Source organism: Kribbella sp. CCNWLW201, assembly GCF_037203805.1.
In the GTDB taxonomy this organism is placed as follows: domain Bacteria; phylum Actinomycetota; class Actinomycetes; order Propionibacteriales; family Kribbellaceae; genus Kribbella.
This window is the reverse complement of the sequence record NZ_JBBCBQ010000011.1, coordinates 67,697-86,162: the sequence shown is the minus strand read 5'-3', so window position 1 is coordinate 86,162 and position 18,466 is coordinate 67,697. Positions and strand designations below refer to the sequence as shown.

Annotated in this window: 21 protein-coding genes; 13 read left to right on the top strand and 8 right to left on the bottom strand. The window is 67.0% G+C overall.

Going from position 1 to position 18,466, the window contains the following annotated elements:
• Positions 1 to 26: 26 nt before the first annotated feature.
• Positions 27 to 614: an urease accessory protein UreD gene (locus V9K99_RS34840; RefSeq protein WP_337009511.1), complete on the top strand. Its 588-nt coding sequence runs from the start codon at positions 27 to 29 to the stop codon at positions 612 to 614.
• Positions 615 to 631: 17 nt separating this feature from the next.
• Complete coding sequence (locus tag V9K99_RS34835; RefSeq protein WP_337009509.1) at positions 632 to 1,264, top strand: nucleoside/nucleotide kinase family protein; 633 nt, start codon at positions 632 to 634, stop codon at positions 1,262 to 1,264.
• Here V9K99_RS34835 and V9K99_RS34830 read toward each other — a convergent pair.
• Complete coding sequence (locus V9K99_RS34830; protein ID WP_337009612.1) at positions 1,252 to 1,992, bottom strand: TetR/AcrR family transcriptional regulator; 741 nt, start codon at positions 1,990 to 1,992, stop codon at positions 1,252 to 1,254. The genes V9K99_RS34835 and V9K99_RS34830 overlap by 13 nt on opposite strands.
• Before the next feature lie 87 nt (positions 1,993 to 2,079).
• Between V9K99_RS34830 and V9K99_RS34825 the strand changes: the two genes are divergently transcribed.
• The 7 genes from V9K99_RS34825 to V9K99_RS34795 all read left to right on the top strand — a co-directional run bounded on the left by V9K99_RS34825 (position 2,080) and on the right by V9K99_RS34795 (position 7,758).
• Positions 2,080 to 2,979: an ATP-binding cassette domain-containing protein gene (locus V9K99_RS34825; protein ID WP_337009507.1), complete on the top strand. Its 900-nt coding sequence runs from the start codon at positions 2,080 to 2,082 to the stop codon at positions 2,977 to 2,979.
• 13 nt (positions 2,980 to 2,992) lie between these two features.
• On the top strand, positions 2,993 to 3,766 hold the full coding sequence (locus V9K99_RS34820; protein ID WP_337009505.1) for an ABC transporter permease: 774 nt from the start codon (positions 2,993 to 2,995) through the stop codon (positions 3,764 to 3,766).
• Positions 3,767 to 4,151: 385 nt separating this feature from the next.
• Positions 4,152 to 4,370, top strand: a complete 219-nt coding sequence (locus V9K99_RS34815) for a hypothetical protein (RefSeq protein ID WP_337009503.1) — start codon at positions 4,152 to 4,154, stop codon at positions 4,368 to 4,370.
• Positions 4,371 to 4,557: 187 nt separating this feature from the next.
• Entirely contained in the window at positions 4,558 to 5,787 is a 1,230-nt protein-coding gene (locus tag V9K99_RS34810) for a sensor histidine kinase (protein WP_337009501.1), read from the top strand.
• Positions 5,778 to 6,431: a response regulator transcription factor gene (locus V9K99_RS34805; RefSeq protein WP_337009498.1), complete on the top strand. Its 654-nt coding sequence runs from the start codon at positions 5,778 to 5,780 to the stop codon at positions 6,429 to 6,431. Before V9K99_RS34810 ends, V9K99_RS34805 begins: the two co-directional genes overlap by 10 nt.
• Positions 6,431 to 7,417, top strand: coding sequence for a proline racemase family protein (locus tag V9K99_RS34800; protein ID WP_337009610.1), 987 nt, complete (start codon positions 6,431 to 6,433; stop codon positions 7,415 to 7,417). Before V9K99_RS34805 ends, V9K99_RS34800 begins: the two co-directional genes overlap by 1 nt.
• 17 nt (positions 7,418 to 7,434) lie before the next feature.
• The gene (locus V9K99_RS34795) at positions 7,435 to 7,758 is read left to right on the top strand and encodes a putative quinol monooxygenase (RefSeq protein ID WP_337009495.1); all 324 of its coding nucleotides are present in this window, start codon (positions 7,435 to 7,437) and stop codon (positions 7,756 to 7,758) included.
• On the opposite strand, the gene V9K99_RS34790 is transcribed toward V9K99_RS34795, so the two are convergent.
• Positions 7,751 to 8,836: a flavin-containing monooxygenase gene (locus V9K99_RS34790; protein WP_337009493.1), complete on the bottom strand. Its 1,086-nt coding sequence runs from the start codon at positions 8,834 to 8,836 to the stop codon at positions 7,751 to 7,753. The two genes, V9K99_RS34795 and V9K99_RS34790, sit on opposite strands and share 8 nt — an antisense overlap.
• A gap of 85 nt (positions 8,837 to 8,921) precedes the next feature.
• Positions 8,922 to 10,490 (bottom strand): LuxR C-terminal-related transcriptional regulator, encoded by a 1,569-nt coding sequence (locus tag V9K99_RS34785; RefSeq protein WP_337009491.1) that lies wholly within the window; start codon positions 10,488 to 10,490, stop codon positions 8,922 to 8,924.
• 414 nt (positions 10,491 to 10,904) lie between these two features.
• Here V9K99_RS34785 and V9K99_RS34780 point away from each other — a divergent pair, with 414 nt between their 5' ends.
• From V9K99_RS34780 to V9K99_RS34770, 3 genes are all read left to right on the top strand, one after another.
• Positions 10,905 to 11,507, top strand: coding sequence for a helix-turn-helix domain-containing protein (locus tag V9K99_RS34780; protein WP_337009489.1), 603 nt, complete (start codon positions 10,905 to 10,907; stop codon positions 11,505 to 11,507).
• Positions 11,508 to 11,510: 3 nt separating this feature from the next.
• Positions 11,511 to 12,053, top strand: coding sequence for a DUF6036 family nucleotidyltransferase (locus V9K99_RS34775; RefSeq protein WP_337009487.1), 543 nt, complete (start codon positions 11,511 to 11,513; stop codon positions 12,051 to 12,053).
• Between the two features lie 133 nt (positions 12,054 to 12,186).
• On the top strand, positions 12,187 to 12,963 hold the full coding sequence (locus V9K99_RS34770; RefSeq protein ID WP_337009484.1) for an endonuclease/exonuclease/phosphatase family protein: 777 nt from the start codon (positions 12,187 to 12,189) through the stop codon (positions 12,961 to 12,963).
• Here the strand turns inward: V9K99_RS34770 and V9K99_RS34765 are convergent.
• The 4 genes from V9K99_RS34765 to V9K99_RS34750 form a co-directional block, all read right to left on the bottom strand.
• The gene (locus V9K99_RS34765; protein ID WP_337009482.1) at positions 12,960 to 13,526 is read right to left on the bottom strand and encodes a hypothetical protein; all 567 of its coding nucleotides are present in this window, start codon (positions 13,524 to 13,526) and stop codon (positions 12,960 to 12,962) included. The genes V9K99_RS34770 and V9K99_RS34765 overlap by 4 nt on opposite strands.
• A gap of 33 nt (positions 13,527 to 13,559) precedes the next feature.
• A complete protein-coding gene (locus tag V9K99_RS34760) occupies positions 13,560 to 14,474 on the bottom strand; it encodes a WxL protein peptidoglycan domain-containing protein (protein ID WP_337009480.1) in 915 nt (304 codons plus the stop codon).
• A gap of 58 nt (positions 14,475 to 14,532) precedes the next feature.
• Positions 14,533 to 16,080: a metallophosphoesterase family protein gene (locus V9K99_RS34755; RefSeq protein WP_337009478.1), complete on the bottom strand. Its 1,548-nt coding sequence runs from the start codon at positions 16,078 to 16,080 to the stop codon at positions 14,533 to 14,535.
• 117 nt (positions 16,081 to 16,197) lie between these two features.
• Complete coding sequence (locus V9K99_RS34750) at positions 16,198 to 17,394, bottom strand: HupE/UreJ family protein (RefSeq protein ID WP_337009609.1); 1,197 nt, start codon at positions 17,392 to 17,394, stop codon at positions 16,198 to 16,200.
• 127 nt (positions 17,395 to 17,521) lie between these two features.
• Between V9K99_RS34750 and V9K99_RS34745 the strand changes: the two genes are divergently transcribed.
• The gene (locus tag V9K99_RS34745) at positions 17,522 to 18,184 is read left to right on the top strand and encodes a hypothetical protein (protein WP_337009476.1); all 663 of its coding nucleotides are present in this window, start codon (positions 17,522 to 17,524) and stop codon (positions 18,182 to 18,184) included.
• Positions 18,185 to 18,231: 47 nt separating this feature from the next.
• Here the strand turns inward: V9K99_RS34745 and V9K99_RS34740 are convergent, their stop codons facing one another.
• Positions 18,232 to 18,402 carry a hypothetical protein gene (locus V9K99_RS34740; protein ID WP_337009474.1) on the bottom strand — a complete coding sequence of 57 codons (171 nt, stop codon included), beginning with the start codon at positions 18,400 to 18,402 and terminating at the stop codon, positions 18,232 to 18,234.
• Positions 18,403 to 18,466 lie beyond the last annotated feature (64 nt).

The window sequence follows — 18,466 nt, the reverse complement described above, 5'->3', positions numbered from 1 at the left end:
GCAGTGATCAGATATCACCGCGACGGTTGGCCGGGCCGGCGGGCGTCGTGCGGATCGCGCTGGTCGCGGCCGGGGCGTTGCTGCTGGCCGGGGATCAGGTGCGGATCGAGATCGCGGTGTCCGGGCCAGTGCGGGTCGAGATCATCGAGACGGCCGGGACCGTCGCGTATGGGATGCGCGGCGCCTCGGCGCGGTGGGACGTCGACATCCGGCTCACCGACGGAGCGAGTCTGCGATGGTACGGCGAACCGTTCGTCGTCTCCGCCGACGCAAACGTGACGCGATCGACCGTCGTACGGATGGATGAGGGGTGCACTGCTGAGCTCAGGGAGTCGCTCGTACTCGGGCGGCACGGCGAAGTCGGCGGCGCACTGCAGACGACGATGCGCGCGTGGATCGGCGACGAGCTCACCCTGGCTGAAGACCTCGACCTGTCCCCCGAGGCTCGCGGCGGTTGGGCGATCATGCACACAGCCCGTTGCCTGGACACCGTCACCTCACTCGGCTTCCGTCTGCCGGAGGACGCTCAGACCTTGCAGCTGGAGGGGTGTGGTTCGATCGCACGGCGGTTGGTCCACGAGCAACACGAGAGCGACCTCCAGCGAGCGCACTGACCTCTTAGGATCGTTGGGTGCAGACACTGGACTCGGCCTCCGCGTACGACCGCGCCGTCGAACTCGCCACCCAAGGTCGGCGTTCCATCCTCGGCATCACCGGGGCGCCGGCGGCCGGGAAGTCGACGTTCGCCGAACAGCTCACGGCGAAGCTGGTCGCGGACGGCCACCGGGTCGCGCTGGTGCCGATGGACGGGTACCACCTGGCGCAGTCCGTGCTGGAGGAACTCGGGCTCGCCGAGGTCAAGGGGGCGCCGCACACGTTCGATGGGTACGGGTTCGTTGCCTTGCTCAAAAGGTTGAAGGAGGCACCGGACGAACAGATCTGGGCGCCGCGATTCGACCGCGGGCTGGAAGATTCGATTGCCGCCAGCATCGGCATCGCGCCGGACGTCACACTGGTCGTGACCGAAGGCAACTATCTGCTCTTCGACGAGATGCCGTGGGCAACGATCCGGACGTTGCTCGATCAATGCTGGTACGTCGAGGTGCCCGAGCAACTGCGGCACGACCGCCTCGAAGCCCGTCACCGTCACTTCGGCCGCTCCCCCGAAGAGGCCCACGAACGCACCTACGGCACCGACGAACACAACGCCCGGCTGATCGCCGCAACGGCCCCCGCGGCGGACGCAGTCATTCAGCTCGTCTGAGACATTCGGTCGATGAATCCTGCAACGCCGTCCAGGTAGAGCTGGAGGCCGAAGTCGAAGTCTTCGTCGGACTCTTCGGTGAAGGCGGCGACGGAATCGAAGACGCCGGCGTCCAGGACCCGGGCCAGGGCAGGGAGTTGCCGCGGGTCGACGACGCGGGCCAGGATCGCGCCGTACCGCCTGAAGGCGTCGGGGTTGTCGGCATAGCCGGCGGCCAGGTCGAGGGACAGCCGGATCTCGCCGTGGACGTAGGTCATCAGGCCCATCACCACACCGATCTTGGCCTCCTCCGGCAGGCCGGTGTCCTTCAGTGCGCCGAGGGCCGAGTCGAACCAGGCGAGGTTGTTCGGCCCGGCCGGGGGGCCGGAGATCGGGAGCTTCGAGTACCAGCGGTGCTTGCGGACCGCGACCAGAACGCCCTCCGCCCAGAACGTGAGGCCGGTCCGCCAGTCGACGCCCTCGGGCAGTGGCTCGGGACGTTCGAGCGCGGCATCCGTCATCAGCACGAGCAGTTCGTCCTTACTCTTCACGTGCCGGTAGAGCGCCATCGTCGAGTTGCCGAGCCGCTCGGCCACCCGCGCCATCGATACCCCGGCCAGCCCGTCGGCGTCGGCGATCTCGATCGCCGCCCGGGTGATGTCCTCGATGGTCAGCGACGGCTTCGGCCCGCGCCGGCTGCCGTCCCGTAGTCGCCACATCAGCGCCACGTCGGCCGGCAACTCGCTCATCTCCACCGCCTCAGTCTAGGGGGTGTGCAGACATATAGCGTACCTGCTACGCTATTTAGCGTATCGAGTACGCAGTAAGGAGGGGACATGATTGTCGAGGCAACCGGACTGCGGAAGTCGTTCGGGGCGACCGAGGTGCTCACCGGGGTCGACCTGCGGGTCGACGAGGGGTCCGTGCTCGCCCTGCTCGGCCCGAACGGCGCCGGCAAGACCACCATCGTGCGGATCCTGACCACGCTGACCAGGCCGGATGCCGGCCAGGCCACCATCGCCGGGTACGACGTCCTGCGCGAGCCGGCCCAGGTCCGCGGCGTGATCAGCCTGACCGGGCAGTACGCCGCGGTCGACGAGAACCAGACCGGCCGGGAGAACCTGGTCATGGTCGGCCGGTTGATGCATCTCGGCCGGCCCACCGCGCGACGCCGTACCGCGGAACTGCTGGAGCGGTTCGGGCTGACCGAGGCGATGGACCGCCGGGTGAAGACGTACTCGGGCGGGATGCGGCGGCGGCTCGACCTGGCGATGAGCCTGATCGCGCAGCCGCGGGTGATCTTCCTGGACGAGCCGACCACTGGGCTCGACCCGGCCAGCCGGTCGACGATGTGGGACGCGATCGGCGAACTCGTCCGGGACGGCACGACGATTCTGCTGACCACGCAGTACCTGGAGGAGGCGGACCGGCTGGCCGACCGGATCGTGCTGCTCGACAAGGGCGGGATCGTTGCCAGCGGCACCGCCGACGCACTGAAGGCCCAGATCGGTGGCGAGCGGATCGAGCTCCGGTTCGCCGACGAAGTGCAGTTGCTGAAGGCAACCGGCGTACTGGACGGGGTGTCCGATCAGCTCGTGCTGAACATTCCGTCTGACGGTACGGCGGCGCACCTGCACCACGTCCTCGACGTACTGCGGGACAACGGGCTGCAGCCGGAGCGGGTGTCGTCGCACCGGCCGACGCTCGACGACGTCTTCCTTGCCCTGACCGCCTGAGGAGTTTGATCACATGTCACACCAAGGAGCTGGGGCCGCGGTGTCCGACGCGGTCACCATGATCGACCGCAGTGTCCGGCTGATGCGCCGGAACGTGGACACGCTGTTCGTCTCGATCCTGTTGCCGCTGCTGATGATGGCGCTGTTCGTCTACGTCTTCGGCGGCGCGATCAGCACCGGCACGGAGTACATCAACTACGTCGTTCCGGGGATCCTGCTGCTCACCACCGGGTACGGCGCCTCGAACACGGCGATGGCGGTCGCGGACGACATGAACAGCGGGATGATCGACCGGCTGCGGTCACTGCCGATCCGCAGCTCCGCCGTACTGACCGGGCATGTTACTGCGAGTATCGCGCGTAACGCGGTGTCAACGGCGATCGTCATCGCTGCCTCGCTGGCGATGGGTTTCCGGCCGGTCGCCGGCCCGGCCGACTGGCTGGCCGCGATCGGACTGATGCTGCTTTATGTCCTCGCGCTCTCCTGGCTCGCGGCCGGGCTGGGCGTGATCGCGAAGTCGGTGGAGTCGGCCAGCACACTGAGTTTCTTCATGTTGTTCCTGCCGTACCTGAGCAGCGCGTTCGTCCCGCCCGAGACGATGCCGTCGTGGTTGCAGCCGATCAGCGAGCACCAGCCGATCACGCCGGTGATCGAGACCGTGCGCGGCTTCCTGATCGGGACGCCGATGGGAAACAACGGCTGGATCGCACTCGCCTGGTGTACCGGTCTGCTCCTGTTTTCGGTGACGTTGGCGACCACGTTGTACCGGCGCCGAACGAGCCGGTGAGCGCAGTTTTCCTGCCGTTCGCCGAAACACGGTTGGCGAAGTGCGGCTTTGGTTCGAACATGACCCCGCGCCCGGGTTACGGTCTAAGTCCCCCCCAACGTGTGGTGGTCCCACTCCCCCCGGGACCCACACGGACAAGCGCCCCGATCTCTGATCGGGGCGCTCTGTTTTGCCCTGCAGATCATGGCGATTCCGGACTGTACCTCTATCCGACGGCCGGCAGTGCGAGCAGGCCGCGGAGACCTCGACGCGGCCGGAGCTGAACCGCGTCGAGGCAGGCGTACGTGTCGGTGGACAACGGACCAAAAAAACTTGTCGAGGTGATGTCGAATTCGGCCGGCGTGGTCCGACGTATCAGTGAGAGCGACCAAAGGAGAGGGTCAGAATGAACACCACCACCGCCACCGTAGGCAGCGCCACCACCACCATGATCGTCACCATGCTTGCCGAGGGCAGCCCGGTCTGGTTCGTCGCCGGCATGGTCAAGATGCGCAACCACGACGTCTACCTGATCGGCCGAGCACACGGCTATCCGGACAAGGCGCAACTGCGCCGGGCCATCTGGGCGCAGAAGAACCGCACCCGCGTCCTGCAAGCTGCCTGACACACTCCTTCAGGCCGCTCCACAAGACACCGTCAGCCGCTGCTGCCCACCCGGGCGACAGCGGCTGATGTGTGTCTGGACGTCCGGATGGGTGGGGCCAGACCCACTTCCGGCCCGATCTCACCAGAACCGCTTTCCGCGTGGTGCACAGTGAAATCACTAGCCGTAGCGAGGAAGAGGGTTTCTGATGTCGTGGGTGAAGAGTGCCTGCGTGGGGTTCGTCCGGGCGTGTGCCGTCGCGGTGGTCACCATGCTGGTTCCGGTGGTGTGGGCCGTGGCCATCACCGTGGCGAGTTGGTGGGCGGGCAACCCATGGTCGTGGATCCCGCTGTTCGTGCTGGCCGCTGTCGGCACTCTCGCCCTGGCCCGGCCGGTCTGCCGGGTGGTCCGTGCCCTCGTCGCGCAGTGGACGGGGACCGTGATCCCGGCCGGTTACCAGGAGGTCGGACCGGTGACGCAGATGTCCACCGGGTACTGGTGGAACGGCTCGTCGTACTCGCGCACGAGTAAGGAGGCTCGCGAGGATCAGGAACTCAAGCTGCGGTTCAAGGATCCCGCCAACTGGCGTGACCTACGGTTCGTGGCGATCGCGCCGTTCGCCGCAGGGCTGGTCGCGGCCATCCCACCGGCCGGCCTAGTGATCGCAATCTATGGCTTCTCCCAGTCGATGCCGCTGCAAGCAGTCGCGAGCCTGGTCGTGGCGATCGCGAGCGCGCCGTACGCCTGGCGGCCGATCGAGTCGATCGCCGTACGGTTTCTGCGCCCGTCGGCGGCGATGGCGCTGGCGGACCGGGTCGACGAGCTGACCGCGCAGCGGGCAGATACGACGGTGGCGCAGGCCGCCGAGATTCGCCGGATCGAGCGGGATCTGCACGACGGAGCGCAGGCTCGGCTGGTCGCGCTCGGGCTCTCGCTGGCGACCGCGGAGAAGCTGATGGAGACCGATCCCGACCAGGCCAGGCAGCTGCTGCGAGACGCACGAGTCGGTGCCGCCACCTCGCTGACCGAGCTCCGCGAACTGGTCCGAGGCATCAACCCACCGGTGCTGAACGAGCGCGGACTCGTCGATGCCGTGCGCGCTCTGGCGATGGACGTCCCGCTCGAGACAGCGGTCAACGCCGAGGTCGAGCTCAGCCTGGATCCGCCGATCGAGTCCGCCCTGTACTTCGGTATCGCCGAACTACTCACCAACGCGATCAAGCACGCACACGCGTCCCGGGCACAGATCGCCATCGCCCGGGACGACACAGCGATCGTCGTCGAGGTCGAGGACAACGGCCGGGGCGGCGCCGAGGTGAACGCCGCGGGCGGACTCTCCGGATTGCGCCGACGCCTCGCGGTGTTCGACGGCACTCTCGATGTCACCAGCCCGGCCGACGGCCCGACCCGTGCGAGGATGACGGTGCCATGCGAATAGTCGTCGCCGAAGACCTCTACCTCCTGCGGGACGGAATGGTCCGCCTCATCGAGGCCTACGGGCACGAGGTGGTGGCGACCGCGACCACCGGTCCCGAGACCCTGGGCGCGCTGCTGAAGTGGCGGCCGGATGTCGCCATCATCGACGTTCGGATGCCGCCGACCCAGTCGGACGAGGGCCTCAAGGCAGCACTCGCCGCCCGCCGCGAGGTGCCCGGCCTGCCGGTCCTGATCCTGTCGCAGCACGTCGAACAGCTGTATGCCCGCGAGCTCCTGGCCAACGGCGCCGGCGGCGTCGGCTATCTGCTCAAGGAGAGCGTGTTCGAGGCCGATCAGTTCATCGACGCACTCGAACGGGTCGCGGCCGGAGGGACCGCGATGGACCCGGTTGTCGTCACCAAACTCATGTCCAACTCGAACCAGCGGATCGGCAAACTCACCGAACGCGAACACGACGTGCTCGGACTGATGGCCGAGGGCCTGTCCAATCAGGCGATCCGCCAGCGGCTCTTCCTCAGCGAGAGCGCGATCAGCAAGTACACGACGTCCCTGTTCGGCAAGCTCGGCATCACCGACGACGACAACAGCAACCGGCGCGTGCTCGCCGTCCTCACCTACCTGGGTCTGACTGGACCTGGCTCATGATGGACCCGGTGAGCGTCGTCGACTACCACACGGCTGGGGAGCCGTTCCGGATCGTGACGTCGGTGGAGGTCCCCGGTGCCTCGGTGCCGGACCGGCGGGTCTTCGCCCAGTCGTCGCCGGAGGTTGATGCGGTCCGGCAGCTGCTCGTGAACGAGCCGCGCGGGCATGCGGACATGTACGGCGGATTCGTTGTGCCGGGCAATGATGACGGCGCGCACTTCGGCGTGCTGTTCTGGCACAAGGACGGGTACTCGACGGCCTGCGGACACGGGACGATTGCCCTGGGCACCTGGGCAGTCGAGAGCGGCCTGGTGCCCGCTTCGCCTGATGGAGTTACGGATGTGGTGATCGACGTACCGTCCGGACGAGTGGTTGCCCGGGTCACCTGTGCCGGTGGCGTGGTGTCCAATGTTGCCTTCCGCAACGTTCCGTCGTACGTCGCCGGGCGCGGTCTGGAGGTGTCGACCTCACGTGGGGATGTGGTCGCCGATGTGAGTTTCGGTGGCGCGTTCTATGCGTCCGTCGCGGCGTCGTCGGTCGGGCTCTCGGTGACTCCTGCCTGCTATGCCGACCTGATCGCCGTGGGGCGGGAGATCAAGTGGGCGCTGGACTCGCAGGCCGTCCATCCTGTCGATCCGCGGCTGAACGGCATCTACGGGACGATCCTGTACGACGACCTCGGTTCATCGGACAGTGGACCGCACCAGCGGAACGTCGCGATCTTCGCCGACGGGGAGGTGGACCGGTCGCCGTGTGGCTCGGGTACGTCGGCACGCCTTGCGCTGCTGTACGACGAGGGCCGGTTGAAGGACGGGCAGGTGCTGCGGCACGAGTCGATCGTCGGCACCAGCTTCCTCGGGCGGGTGGTTGACGTGGTCGACGATGGCGTGATCACGGAGGTCGAGGGGGCGGCGTACCGGACCGGCACCGCCACGTTCACCCTCGACCCCCGCGACCCGCTCGGCACCGGCTTCACGCTGCGTTGAGCACTACCATCGGGCGCATGATCTTCATCACCGCGAAGTTCCGTGTCCAGCCCGAACACGCCTCGAACTGGCCCTCGATCGCTGCCGAGTTCACCGCGGCCACCCGGGCCGAGCCGGGCTGCCTGTGGTTCGACTGGTCGCGGTCGATCGACGACACCGACGAGTACGTCCTGGTCGAGGCGTTCGCCGACGACGACGCGGCCACGGCCCATGTCACCTCGGACCATTTCAAGGCCGCTCAGCAGCAACTCCCGCCGTACCTCGTGGAGACCCCGCGCATCGTCAACTTCAAGCTGCCCCAGGACGACTGGTCCGAACTCGGCGAACTCGCGGTCAAATAGCTGTTGAGGTCAAGGGCTGTGTGACCCGGCTGGCGATCTGGCGGACGACGTACGCGGCGTCCTTGCCGACACCGCCGACGGTGTGCGAGTTGAACATGTACTGGAACTCCTGACCCAGCACGTACAGCCCCGGCTGCCCGGTGACACAGCCCCGCTCGGTCGCGATCCGTCCGGTCGAGTCCAGGCCGGGCAGGTCGATCCAGCCGAAGTCGGGCCTGAATCCCGTGCACCAGATGACGTTGGCGACGTCCAGCAGTTCGCCGTCCTCGGTCTGCGGGCGACCGTCGACGACGCCGGCGATGCGCGGGACGCGTTCGATGCCGACGGCAATGAGGTCTTTCTCCTTCTGCCGGATCAGGAACTCGCCGTGGCCCTCGAGCGCCTGGGCCTGCACCTTGCGGCCGGGCTTCTTGTCCTCGGTGAGGACGTGCTCCCACATCCACCAGATCAGCGGGAACAGCAGCTTGCCCTGCCAGCCGCGCATCTCGATCGGGAGGTAGCCGACGTTCCGGCCGGACAGCAGGACCTTGTGGGTCTTGCCGACCTCGACCCCGATCTCCGCACCGGAGTTCCCCGCGCCGACGATCAGCACGGTGCCCGGCTGCAGCTGTCCGGGGTTGCGGTAGTTGCCCGTGTTCAGCTGGACGATGCCGAGTGAGAGTTCACCGGCGAAGTCCGGAACCTTCGGCACTCGGTGTACGCCGGTCGCCAGGATGACGTTGTCCGCTTCGAACGACTCGGTCCCGGCGGTCACGCGGTACCCGTTCCCCTCGCGGAACAGCCCGTCCACCCGGGTGCCCAGGCGGATCGGGAGCCCGAACCGTTCGGCGTACCCCTCCAGGTAGGCGACCATCGCGTCCTTGGACGGGAAGGTGTAGCCGCCGCCGAACTTGACCCCGGGCAGGCAGTTGCGGCTGGCCGGTGTGAAGAGTGCGAGCGAGTCCCAGCGGTTCAGCCAGGACCCTCCGACCCGGTCTGCCGCATCCAGGATGACGAACGGCTTACCGCGCTGGGCAAGGTGATACCCGGCCGACAGACCGGCCTGTCCCGCCCCGATCACCACTGTTTCGTACCTCATGGCTCCTCCTTCGGTTGTCTCGAAGGTAGGAATTCCGGCCGCTTCGCCGCGTCGGCGAAATCACCCAATGGGCCGAATGGGTACCTCAGACGAGCTTGTGCTCGAAGCCGTAGGCCGTTGCCGCCGACCGGGACGAGACTCCGAGCTTGCCGAAGATGTTGCTGATGTGCCGATCGACCGTCCGCTCGCTCAACACCAGCCGGGCCGCGATCGCCCGGTTGGTGGCTCCGGTGGCGACAAGCCGCAGTACCTCGATCTCTCGCGGTGAGAGCAGGCCGTCCGGCCGTCTGTGGCCGGTGACCGCCCCCAGCTTCTCGAGAGTGGCGATCGCGGCCGCTGTCTCGCGGTCCGCGGACTCGTTGTCGCCCAGTGCACGGCAGGCATCCGCGATCAGGAGTCGCGTGCGAGCTTCCTGGTACGGCGCTCGGAGCTCGACCCACCGGCGGAGGGCAGCGCGGGCCGGTCCCAGTGCGGCATCCGGTCGGCCCTCGGCTCGCTGGATCATCGCGTGGGCCTGTTCCTGGAGCGCGTGCACGATAGTGGTGCGGCATTTGTCTGCGAGCTCGATGAGCCTATCGGCGGCGGTGGTCGCCGCTTTGAGGTCGCCTGACGCCAGCAGGATCTCGGTCGCGGCGAACAGGATCTCCACCCGCTTCGAGTCGTCCTGCGACTCGGAGAGGCAGCGGCGGATCATCGCGGCGGCCGCTTGCACACTGCCCTGCTGCAACCGGAGCAGAGCCAGTCCCGGCTGGGGGTCGTAGCCGAGCCGACTCGCCTCGGTGAAGCACTCCTCGGCATCCGCAAAGTGTCCCTGCAGCCGGTCGAGGTCCCCTCGCACGTACGCCGCACAACCGGCGGCCCACAAGTCGATGTCTGCTGTGCTCACACCGGCCAGGTCCTTGCGAGCGTCGGTCCAGGCGCCACGCAGTTGCTTGAGCTCAGCCCGTCGTACCTTGCACTCGCCGGTGAAGTTGCCCAGCTCAGGCTGGCTGTCGCACCAGCGCGTCATCGCGACGGTCCACTCCTCGGCGCGCCGTAGCTCGTACACCGTCCAGCAGCCGGTGATCGCGCCGCAATAGATGATGCCGGTCACCATCGGCGAGAGCGAGCCGGAGCTCAGCTCGACCATGGCCTCGTCCAGCTTCGCCAAACCGTCCGCCGTACGACCGGCCTCGAGGAGGAACAGCCCCTGCTGGTGCAGCGCCAGACCGACCAGGTCCCTGCTGCCGAGCCGGCGACCGTCGGCCACCGCCTCACTGCTGATCGCCACCGCCTGATCGACGTCTTCTGCCGCGAAGGCCTGGCTCATCCTCAGGAAGGCTGCGGGTACCGAGTCGGTCCCGTCCTCCTCGATCAGGCGGGCAGCACGCGCCAGCCAGCCGCCACCGACCACCACGTCACCGGCGACCATCCTCTGCATGCCGGCCCAGAGCGCTGCGCCTGCTGCTCCGACCAGGTCGCGTTGGGCGAGCAGCTGCTCGTAGGTGCGCTCGCGGATGGCGTAGTACTCGTCCATGCGCCCCAGCAGCATCGCCGCGACGGCGTACCGGTCCAGGTCGGCCGCGTCCAGGGTGTCCGCGGCTGCGAACAGCTCATACGCCTGCGCCCACGCGCGTACGTCGTACGCAGTCCGGGCCTCGGCTAAAGCGTCCACGTGCCCAGTATCAGCTGCCCTGCTCGATCCGCCACTGCTCTTCGAGCCCGTCGAACCAACCTGGAGTCCCCTGGGTCAGCACAGCCTCCCTGGCGCCGACCACACCTCTCACCCGCTCAGCCACCTCAACTGCCTTTTCGTGGGGCGCATAGATCCCCCAACACCAGGTCATCGGCTTCGCTCACCGAAACCCCCAAGGCACCTCACAAGGCCCGACATGCTCCGCCACCGGACATAACACCCGCTCGATCGGCCCCTGCATTCCTAACACCTCGTCAACCCCGCCGAACGCCCGGATCGTCACCTCAGAAGTCATCACCATCCGAAGCTACCGAGCCCTCACGGCCCGGCACATCAGGGTTTCCAACTGCCCAAACCCTCAGAGTGACGTATCAGATTTGATACACTGAGCTCGTGGATGCAACCGCGTACGAGAGAGCAGAGGTCGTCTCCGGCCTGCGCTCCGCGCTGGCCACGTCAGGTCTCAACCAGGAGGCCTTCGCCCGTCTTCTCGGCACATCACGACCGCGTCTGTCGGCGTACCTGAACGGCAGAACGATGCCTTCGGCCGCCTTCTACCTCCGAGCACTCCGGACGGCCGCCGCTCTGCGGAGCGCACGACTCCACGGCTGGATGACTCCCGACGCAACCGCCACAGAGGTCAACGAGGCCCTGGTTGCCGGCGACAACACCTGGGCCTTCAAGTTGATCATCCAAGCCCGCGATCACCTGGCCACGATGCTCGACGCCGACGACCCAGCGGCCGACGCATGGCTGCTCCGGAGCCGGTCGATTTCGGATACGCGGTACGACGCCCTGCTGGCGGCCCTGGTCGCCCACGAGTTCGAGCAGCACGACGCGGCCCGTATGCCGGCCTGGACCGAGACTCCGCCACTGAGTACCGACTGGATCCAGCCGAACCTGCGCCGAGGCGTCGACTGGACCCGCACCCACACCCCCGCCTGGCTGTCCCGACGCGGTATCTACATCTCCACCCACGACCTCGAGACCGCCTGACCCATGCCGTCGAACTTCACCGCACCGGAGATCCGGCGACTCCTCGAGCTCCTGGAGAGCGAGCTCGCATCCCGCGGCACCGCCGCCACCATGTACGTCGTAGGTGGCGCTGCGATCGCCTTGTCGTTCGACACCAACCGATCGACCAAGGACATCGACGCCACTCTGGTCCCGGAAGGGGCAGTGCTGGAGGCCGCCCGAGCGGTGGCGGAGGCCGAGCACCTACCGCCTGACCGGATCAACTCCGACGCGGCTGCCTGGACACCAGTGCTTCCCAAGGGAGCACTTCGCGCACCGAACCGAGCAGGCTTGCAGGTGGTCGTCGCGAGTCCAGAATCCCTGCTGGCGATGAAACTGGTTGCCTCCCGCAACCGTGACATCCCGGACATCAAGCTCCTGGCCGAGGCGATCGGCCTCAAGGACCCAGTTGCCCTCGCCAACCTGGTCCGCGATCAGTACGGCGACGACCAACTGGAAGCCGTTCCTGGCGGCTACGAGGACGTGCTCGTCTGGTGCCGCACCCTGAGCAGCCAACTGTGGCCGTGACTTCAATCGGTCAACTGACCATCGCGTCGTTCAACACCTGGGGGATGCCGGTGATGGGTTCGGCGGTTGAGCTAGTGCCCTTCTCCCGATTTCCAGCGGGATCTACGCTGACTCGGGCTACGACTGGAGGACTATGAGCCCCGACCTGACCCGGCTGACCGTTGCCTCACTCAACACCAGGGGAATCCCGATCGTCGGCTCGCGCCTCGGCGAGCGGTACACGGCGATCGCCGAAGTGTTCGAGGGCTCCGATGTGGATGTGGTCAACTTCCAGGAGGTCCTGACCTACTACCACCTCCGGCGATTGGTGCGGTCGATGCCGTCGTACCGCTTCGTGAGCTACCGGCGCTCGGTGGCCGGGCCAGACGGTGGCTTGGTGACCGTGTCGCGGATTCCGGTCACTGGGACCGGCTACCAGCGGTTCCCGATCCCGTCAGCCGGTGAGGTGGCCGGACTGCCGCGGCTGTCCCGGTTGAAGGCGTCACTGAAGGGGTCGCTGGCGACCAGGCTGGCGCGAGTCAGCATCGTGAACACCCACCTGCTGGCGAATCGCGACGGCGACTGGTCGGAGACGAACCGCTTCTGGAGCCTGCACCAGAGTCAGTTGACTGCGCTCGGCCGGTACGTCGGCGCAGTGCAGCAGCCCGCGATCGTGTCCGGCGACTTCAACGTCGCCCGCGACAGTTCGCTGTACCGCGATTTCATCCACGACACCGGCCTGCTCGATGCCTTCGGCCACGACTGCCCGCCGACGTTCCATCCGGCCTACCTCGAGCCCGGCAAGTCCTCACACTGCATCGACTTCCTGCTGCTCTCGGACCCGTCGATCACCGTCGAGACAGCGGAGCTGACGTTCACCAGCGGGGATCTCTCCGACCATCTCGGGCTGCAGGTACAGGTCTCGTTCTAGCGCCCGCGCTCGTCGCCCTTGTCCCGGTTCAGTTTCGCCATCGTCCGATGGGCGGCCGGCAGGACGTGGTGCTTGATCGCCTGCGCGGCCTGCTTCGGCATAGCTTCCAAGGCGCCTTCCCAGGTGCGCTTGGCCGCGATGAAGACCGGATACTGCCGCTTGCGGGCGACCATGTACTGGCTGAACACCTCGCAGTCGCGCTCGCTGAACCGGCTGACCGCCCGGCCCGATTTGATCGCGTCCGCCAGCCCGACGATCTTCGGCACGTCCTTCTTCCGGATCACGCCGCCGACGGTGCCAAAGGTGTGCAGCAGGGTGCGCGGGTCGAGGGTGTTGATCTCCTGACCGAGCAGCGTCGCCTTGCCCGGCTCGAACAGCTCGCTCGGCACCGGGAACTGCAACCTCCGGTGGGTGAGATAGGACCGCTCCGCGCTCGGCCGCCAGTCGATGTAGGCGTCGATGGTCTCGATCGTGACCGGGAACGCCTGCGTCGACAGAGCCTCTGCATACGCGCCGACCTTGTCGGCGCAGTCGCGCGGCACCAGCAGATCGACGTCCGGCATCCCCCCTGTCGATTGGCTGGCCACTGTAGTCGCCTACGGGGCTACTTTTGCGCGGCGCCGTCGTACCAGAAGCACGACGGCAACCAGCACCACTGTGAGGATGAGGAAGAGCCACCAGGGGGTGGTCCAGGCGTGGGCTGTGGCGGTGAGGGGGGTAAGGGAGCCTGTTGAGCCTGCTGCGTCGGTGAGGAGTGGGAGGAGGGTGACTGTGCCGGTCACTCGGAGGGCTGGGGTTACGCCGTGGATGTCCGTGGAGACCTTCCAGCTTTCGCCGGGAAGTAGCTGTGGTGAGGCTTGTTGATCCGACTCGACTCGCCACTTCCCGAAGGGTCCTGACACCGCGGTCGACGGCCGAGCGGCCAGGATGGCGTTGCCGGTGTTGCGGACGGTGTAGGTGACTGTGGCGTCGCTGTGGCCTTTGTAGTGCACCTTCAGGTCGTCGACCGACAAGCCTGGCTGGAGGTCTCCGCTGACCCGCAACTGGATCCGGATGGCCAGTCGCCGGTCCACGTCGGTGCCTTGCTTCAGTGAGGTGACGATGCCTCCCAGGTGGTCGCCTGGCTTGGCATCGGCGGGTACGTCGATGGTGAACGGCACCTGCACCGACTGCCCCGGTGCGACCTTCACGCTGGCCCGGTCCGCGTGCGCCCAGGCCCCAACACCGGTGGACTTCGTGTCGGGAGTCAGGAGGTCGAGCCGGCCGTTGTCGGTCGTGTAGGCATCAGCGGCGTACACAGCGAGTTCCAGCGGGGTCCTGCCGCGGTTGACGACCATGAGGCCGTCCTCGACCTGTCCACCCGGATTCACCGTGTAGCTGTAGTTCTGCCGCTCGGAGCCGAAGCTGTTGGCCGCCGTACTGACAGACCATGGGACATCGTCGTCTGCTGCGGCAGGTGTGGCTGTGAGGGCGCTCAGCAGCACGACAGCGGCTACAAGGGCTTTGAACATCAGGCTTCCTTCTAAGAGCAGGTGGGGTGGGCAGTTACGCCCACCCCCACCTGGTTGATCAGCTCACGTCGGTGAGCGTCACGACACCTTGCTGGGTCTTGCTGACCGTCCAGTCGTACTGACCCGGACCGGGCTGGGCTTGGCCATGGCCGCTGTACGGGTGGACGACGACCTTGTCGACCAGCGAGCCAACCGGCTTGGCCGGAGTGGCACCGCTGTCCGGACCGCACCACGAGACCTTGCCGAGCTCGACGGCGGCGTTGGGAGCGGTACACGTACCACTACGCACGTTCTCCACCACGAGCTTGTTCTTCTGCACCTCGACCTTGACGTAGGTCCGCACGTGCTCCTGGTTCTCAACCGAGTTCGCCCAGTGGTTCTTGGGGTTCAGCGGGTCCGGACCGTAGTTCGGGTCCTGGGTCGTGTCAGGAGCGGTCAGGTCGTAGTACTTCGAGCCGGACGCGGAGTTCGCCGTCACGTAGATGACGCCGCCAGGTCCCTGCACCACCTGGGTGGCACCGGGCTGCTCGGCCGGGTTCGCCTTCTTGCCGTTCTTGATCACGTAGCTGCGCGAGTAGCTGTGGTCGTGACCCTGCAGCACCAGGTCGACGCCCAGCTTCGAGAACGCCGTCGGGAAGTCCTGCCGGCGCTGCTGGTTGTCGGCGTCGTTGGCGTGGTCGGCCGGCGAGTAGATCGAGTGGTGGTACACGAGGACCGTGTACTTCGCCTTCGCGCCGTGCTCCTTGACCACCTTGGTGACGTAGTCGACGTGCGCCGCGTCCGCGTTGTTGGCGTAGGCGTTGCTGTTCAGGTCGATGAACAGCACGTCCTTGTAGACGTACCAGTAGTCGCCACCGGACTGCGTGCTCGGGTCCCCCTTGTAGAAGGCCGCCGAGCGGTCGGTGTTCGGAGTCCAGAAGTGCTGCTCGTACGCCTTGCCGCCGACGTCGTGGTTGCCGATGGTGGCGGCCCACGGATACTGGCGGAGCTTGTCCGGGGCGAGGAACGCGTCCCACTGGGTCTCAGTGTTCGCGGACTCGACCTGGTCACCACCCGACACCAGGAGCTCAGCCTTCGGGTTGGCGGCGAGTGCGACGTTCAGGGTGTCCGCCCAGCCGGCGCCGTCCTTCGCGACGTCGCCGGACGAGCCGATCTGCGGGTCGCCGAAGAACAGGAAGCTGTAGTCACCGTCGAAGTCCTGCGTCTTGAACGAGTACGTCGGACTCCAGCTACCCGCCGTACCGACGCGATAGGAGTACGACGTGTGCTCACGCAGGCCGTTGATCGTCGAGTGGCCGTTGTAGCCGCCGTTGACGCTGTTGGCGGCGACGGTGGCCGGGAACGTGGTCGCGTTGGCCGGGAACCGACCGTGCACGAGTCGCGAGGTGGGAGCGACCTGCACCACCTGCGCGGCGCTGGTCGGGGCGTACCAGCTCACGACGCGCTGCGACTCGTTGGCACCGACGCCGAGGACGATGCCGGTGGGTGTTACTTGCTCGGCGGCGTGGGCGGCGCCCACTCCGCCTCCGAACGCCGTGGCGGTCACGACGACCGCCGCAGTGACGCACGTGGCCACACGGGTCCGTGCCCAGTTGATGAGCTTCATCGAGTGTCCGTCCGTTACTAGAGACGAGTTGAGCCAGACAGGCCCATCGGAGAGCGTCTGCCTCCCTGGTGGAGGACGGGTGAACACGGGTTTACCACCCGCGCTACAACTCCCGACTCAAAGCCGCTGCACAAACCAGACCAGACCAGCTACGGACACACCGGCCGCGATCGCGCCAGTGGTCCACAGTGCGACAGTCGGCGCTGCTCGACGCAGTAGGGCGAGCGGAGGGAAGGTGAGTGCGATCAGCGTCAACTGCACGGTCTCGATACCCACGTTGAACACCAGCAGCGACCACAGCAGCGTCCAGGACCAGGCCTGCTGGATCCCCAGCGCACCGGCGAAGCCGACACCGTGGACGAGCCCGAAGCAGAACACCACGCCCAGTCGGGTCCATCCAGCCCGGTCCAGGCTCACATGACTTCGGCTACTGGTCTCGAGGTCGGTGGCGAGCCGTCCACGCCGCCAGAGCCGCCACAGGTGCCAGAACGCGACGATGGCGATCGAGAGCGCGATGACCGGCTCGATGAACGACGGCGACACGTGAACCACGCCGAGCGCGGCAAGAATGAAGGTGACCGAGTGGGCGAGGGTGAAGGTCGTTGCCGCCAGCACTATCTCGCGCAGCCGGCGTGACCCGGCGATCAGCGCCAGCAGGAACAGGATGTGATCGAGACCGGTGAGCAGGTGCTCCGCCCCGAGCCGGAAGAACTCCCAGAACCGCTCAGTCCAAGACTGGCGTGTGGAGAACGACGGGTGCTCGGAGTCGAGCGCACTACTGCCCTTCCGCAGGTCGAGGTCGTAGGTGACGATCGTCTTCGTACCACGCACGTACTGCTCGCTGTCTGGGAACAGGCCACTCCGCACCTCGTGCGAGTCGGCCGCCTCGGCGCAGCGGTAGTCGAGGTCCATGAACGCGTACGGCACGCCCTCACGCTGGTCGATCCTGAAGTCGCCTTGCTGCGTCGCCGTACAGGCCTGGCCGCCGGCTGTGACTCCGAAGCGATCGGTCACGTACTTCTGGACCGAACCTGCGTACGTCTTGAGCGCTGCGGCCTGCTTGACCGAGTCTCCGGAGTCGAACGCCGCGGTGCCGGCCTTGAAGAGGCGATCGTTCTTCTCGTAGTCGGCGGCCGACACAACGAGCAGGTCGTACTCGAGCCCGAGTTCGGCCCGGACGTGCCCCGTCTCGGGTGCGGTCAGGTCGACGTACACGGTGGAACTGAAGCCATGAGCTTGAGCGGGTACGGCGCTCAGCAGGAGAGCCAGTGCGGCAGCTATCAGACAGGCGCACCGGCGGACGAAGGCCAGCATGGAGCGCACGCTGCTCCTGTTCGGTGAACGCTTGTATACCCCTGGGCGAACGCTGGACATCTCCCTCTGGGAGCAGGGCGCCGTGAGGTAGGAAGGGTGCGGCTCACCCTGATGGAGGACGATCCCCTTGCTACTTCGGCCTGCCCGGGCTGGTGCTGTCGCGCTCGCGATCGTGGTCCTCGCCGGCGGCTGCAGCACCGACGACTGGTCCCGCCCACACGCCGCACCGACACCCATCGGTTCGCTCGGTCCCGGCTTCGCTCCTGCGGCTCCGCCGTCACCGGAGGCGACGATCACCCCGAGCCCTGGCTCATGGAACGACGTACACCCCTCCAAGGGCTACCGAGTGGTCCTGCTGACCGCCGGAGACGATCCACAAACGCAGACCCTGGTCAGCGCCGTACGGGTCTGGGCCAAGCAGGAGCACGTCAGCCTCAAGACCGTCGCTGCCACGGCCTCCAACCAGTACGTTGCCAAGATCACCGAAGCGATCGACCTGAAGCCGGACCTGATCGTCAGCGCCGGCAACGCGCTCGTCGATCCCCTGGCCCTGGTTACGGCCAGCCACCTCGACCAGCAGTTCCTCCTCATCGGCGCCGAACTCGCCGAACCCACTGCCAACGTCACCGCGGCCGACTGGCCCGGCGCCTCCTACCGCGGCGAAGGCCTCGGCATGTCCTCCGCCTACAACCCCAACTCCTTCACGCCGGAGCGCGCGACCGCCGCGGTCCAAGCCGGCACAGCCAGCGTCCTCCACGGCCTCACCGGCATCGTCATCTGGCTGACCTAGAAAGCGCCCGAGATCTGTGGTCCCGGGCGCTTCCTGGCAACCGTTCGTCAGCGGCGACCCCAGCGACGGGTCGCGCCGATACCAGCCAAGTGAAGTGCGACACACAGAAGACCAGCAGTGAGCAGTGTCTGCGGCGTGAATGCATCGCTGGCCTGGACGTTGGCCCAGTCCAGGATGAGCGCGAGGCCGAAGATGATGGCGGCAATGATCGCGAACATCGAATGCTCCTTGTCGGGAGGCGGGCGGATACCCAACCGGTACCCACCGCAACTCCCCGCACAA

What these genes read in the sequence shown, in the direction of transcription:
- V9K99_RS34805 (WP_337009498.1), top strand. Translation starts at nt 5,778, where the DNA reads ATGCGAATAGTCGTCGCCGAAGACCTCTACCTCCTGCGGGACGGAATG.
- V9K99_RS34800 (WP_337009610.1), top strand. Translation starts at nt 6,431, where the DNA reads ATGGACCCGGTGAGCGTCGTCGACTACCACACGGCTGGGGAGCCGTTC.
- V9K99_RS34810 (WP_337009501.1), top strand. Translation starts at nt 4,558, where the DNA reads ATGTCGTGGGTGAAGAGTGCCTGCGTGGGGTTCGTCCGGGCGTGTGCC.
- V9K99_RS34790 (WP_337009493.1), bottom strand. Translation starts at nt 8,836, where the DNA reads ATGAGGTACGAAACAGTGGTGATCGGGGCGGGACAGGCCGGTCTGTCG.
- V9K99_RS34815 (WP_337009503.1), top strand. Translation starts at nt 4,152, where the DNA reads ATGAACACCACCACCGCCACCGTAGGCAGCGCCACCACCACCATGATC.
- V9K99_RS34765 (WP_337009482.1), bottom strand. Translation starts at nt 13,526, where the DNA reads ATGCCGGACGTCGATCTGCTGGTGCCGCGCGACTGCGCCGACAAGGTC.
- V9K99_RS34750 (WP_337009609.1), bottom strand. Translation starts at nt 17,394, where the DNA reads ATGCTGGCCTTCGTCCGCCGGTGCGCCTGTCTGATAGCTGCCGCACTG.
- V9K99_RS34770 (WP_337009484.1), top strand. Translation starts at nt 12,187, where the DNA reads ATGAGCCCCGACCTGACCCGGCTGACCGTTGCCTCACTCAACACCAGG.
- V9K99_RS34740 (WP_337009474.1), bottom strand. Translation starts at nt 18,402, where the DNA reads ATGTTCGCGATCATTGCCGCCATCATCTTCGGCCTCGCGCTCATCCTG.
- V9K99_RS34760 (WP_337009480.1), bottom strand. Translation starts at nt 14,474, where the DNA reads ATGTTCAAAGCCCTTGTAGCCGCTGTCGTGCTGCTGAGCGCCCTCACA.
- V9K99_RS34775 (WP_337009487.1), top strand. Translation starts at nt 11,511, where the DNA reads ATGCCGTCGAACTTCACCGCACCGGAGATCCGGCGACTCCTCGAGCTC.
- V9K99_RS34825 (WP_337009507.1), top strand. Translation starts at nt 2,080, where the DNA reads ATGATTGTCGAGGCAACCGGACTGCGGAAGTCGTTCGGGGCGACCGAG.
- V9K99_RS34795 (WP_337009495.1), top strand. Translation starts at nt 7,435, where the DNA reads ATGATCTTCATCACCGCGAAGTTCCGTGTCCAGCCCGAACACGCCTCG.
- V9K99_RS34820 (WP_337009505.1), top strand. Translation starts at nt 2,993, where the DNA reads ATGTCACACCAAGGAGCTGGGGCCGCGGTGTCCGACGCGGTCACCATG.
- V9K99_RS34830 (WP_337009612.1), bottom strand. Translation starts at nt 1,992, where the DNA reads ATGAGCGAGTTGCCGGCCGACGTGGCGCTGATGTGGCGACTACGGGAC.
- V9K99_RS34755 (WP_337009478.1), bottom strand. Translation starts at nt 16,080, where the DNA reads ATGAAGCTCATCAACTGGGCACGGACCCGTGTGGCCACGTGCGTCACT.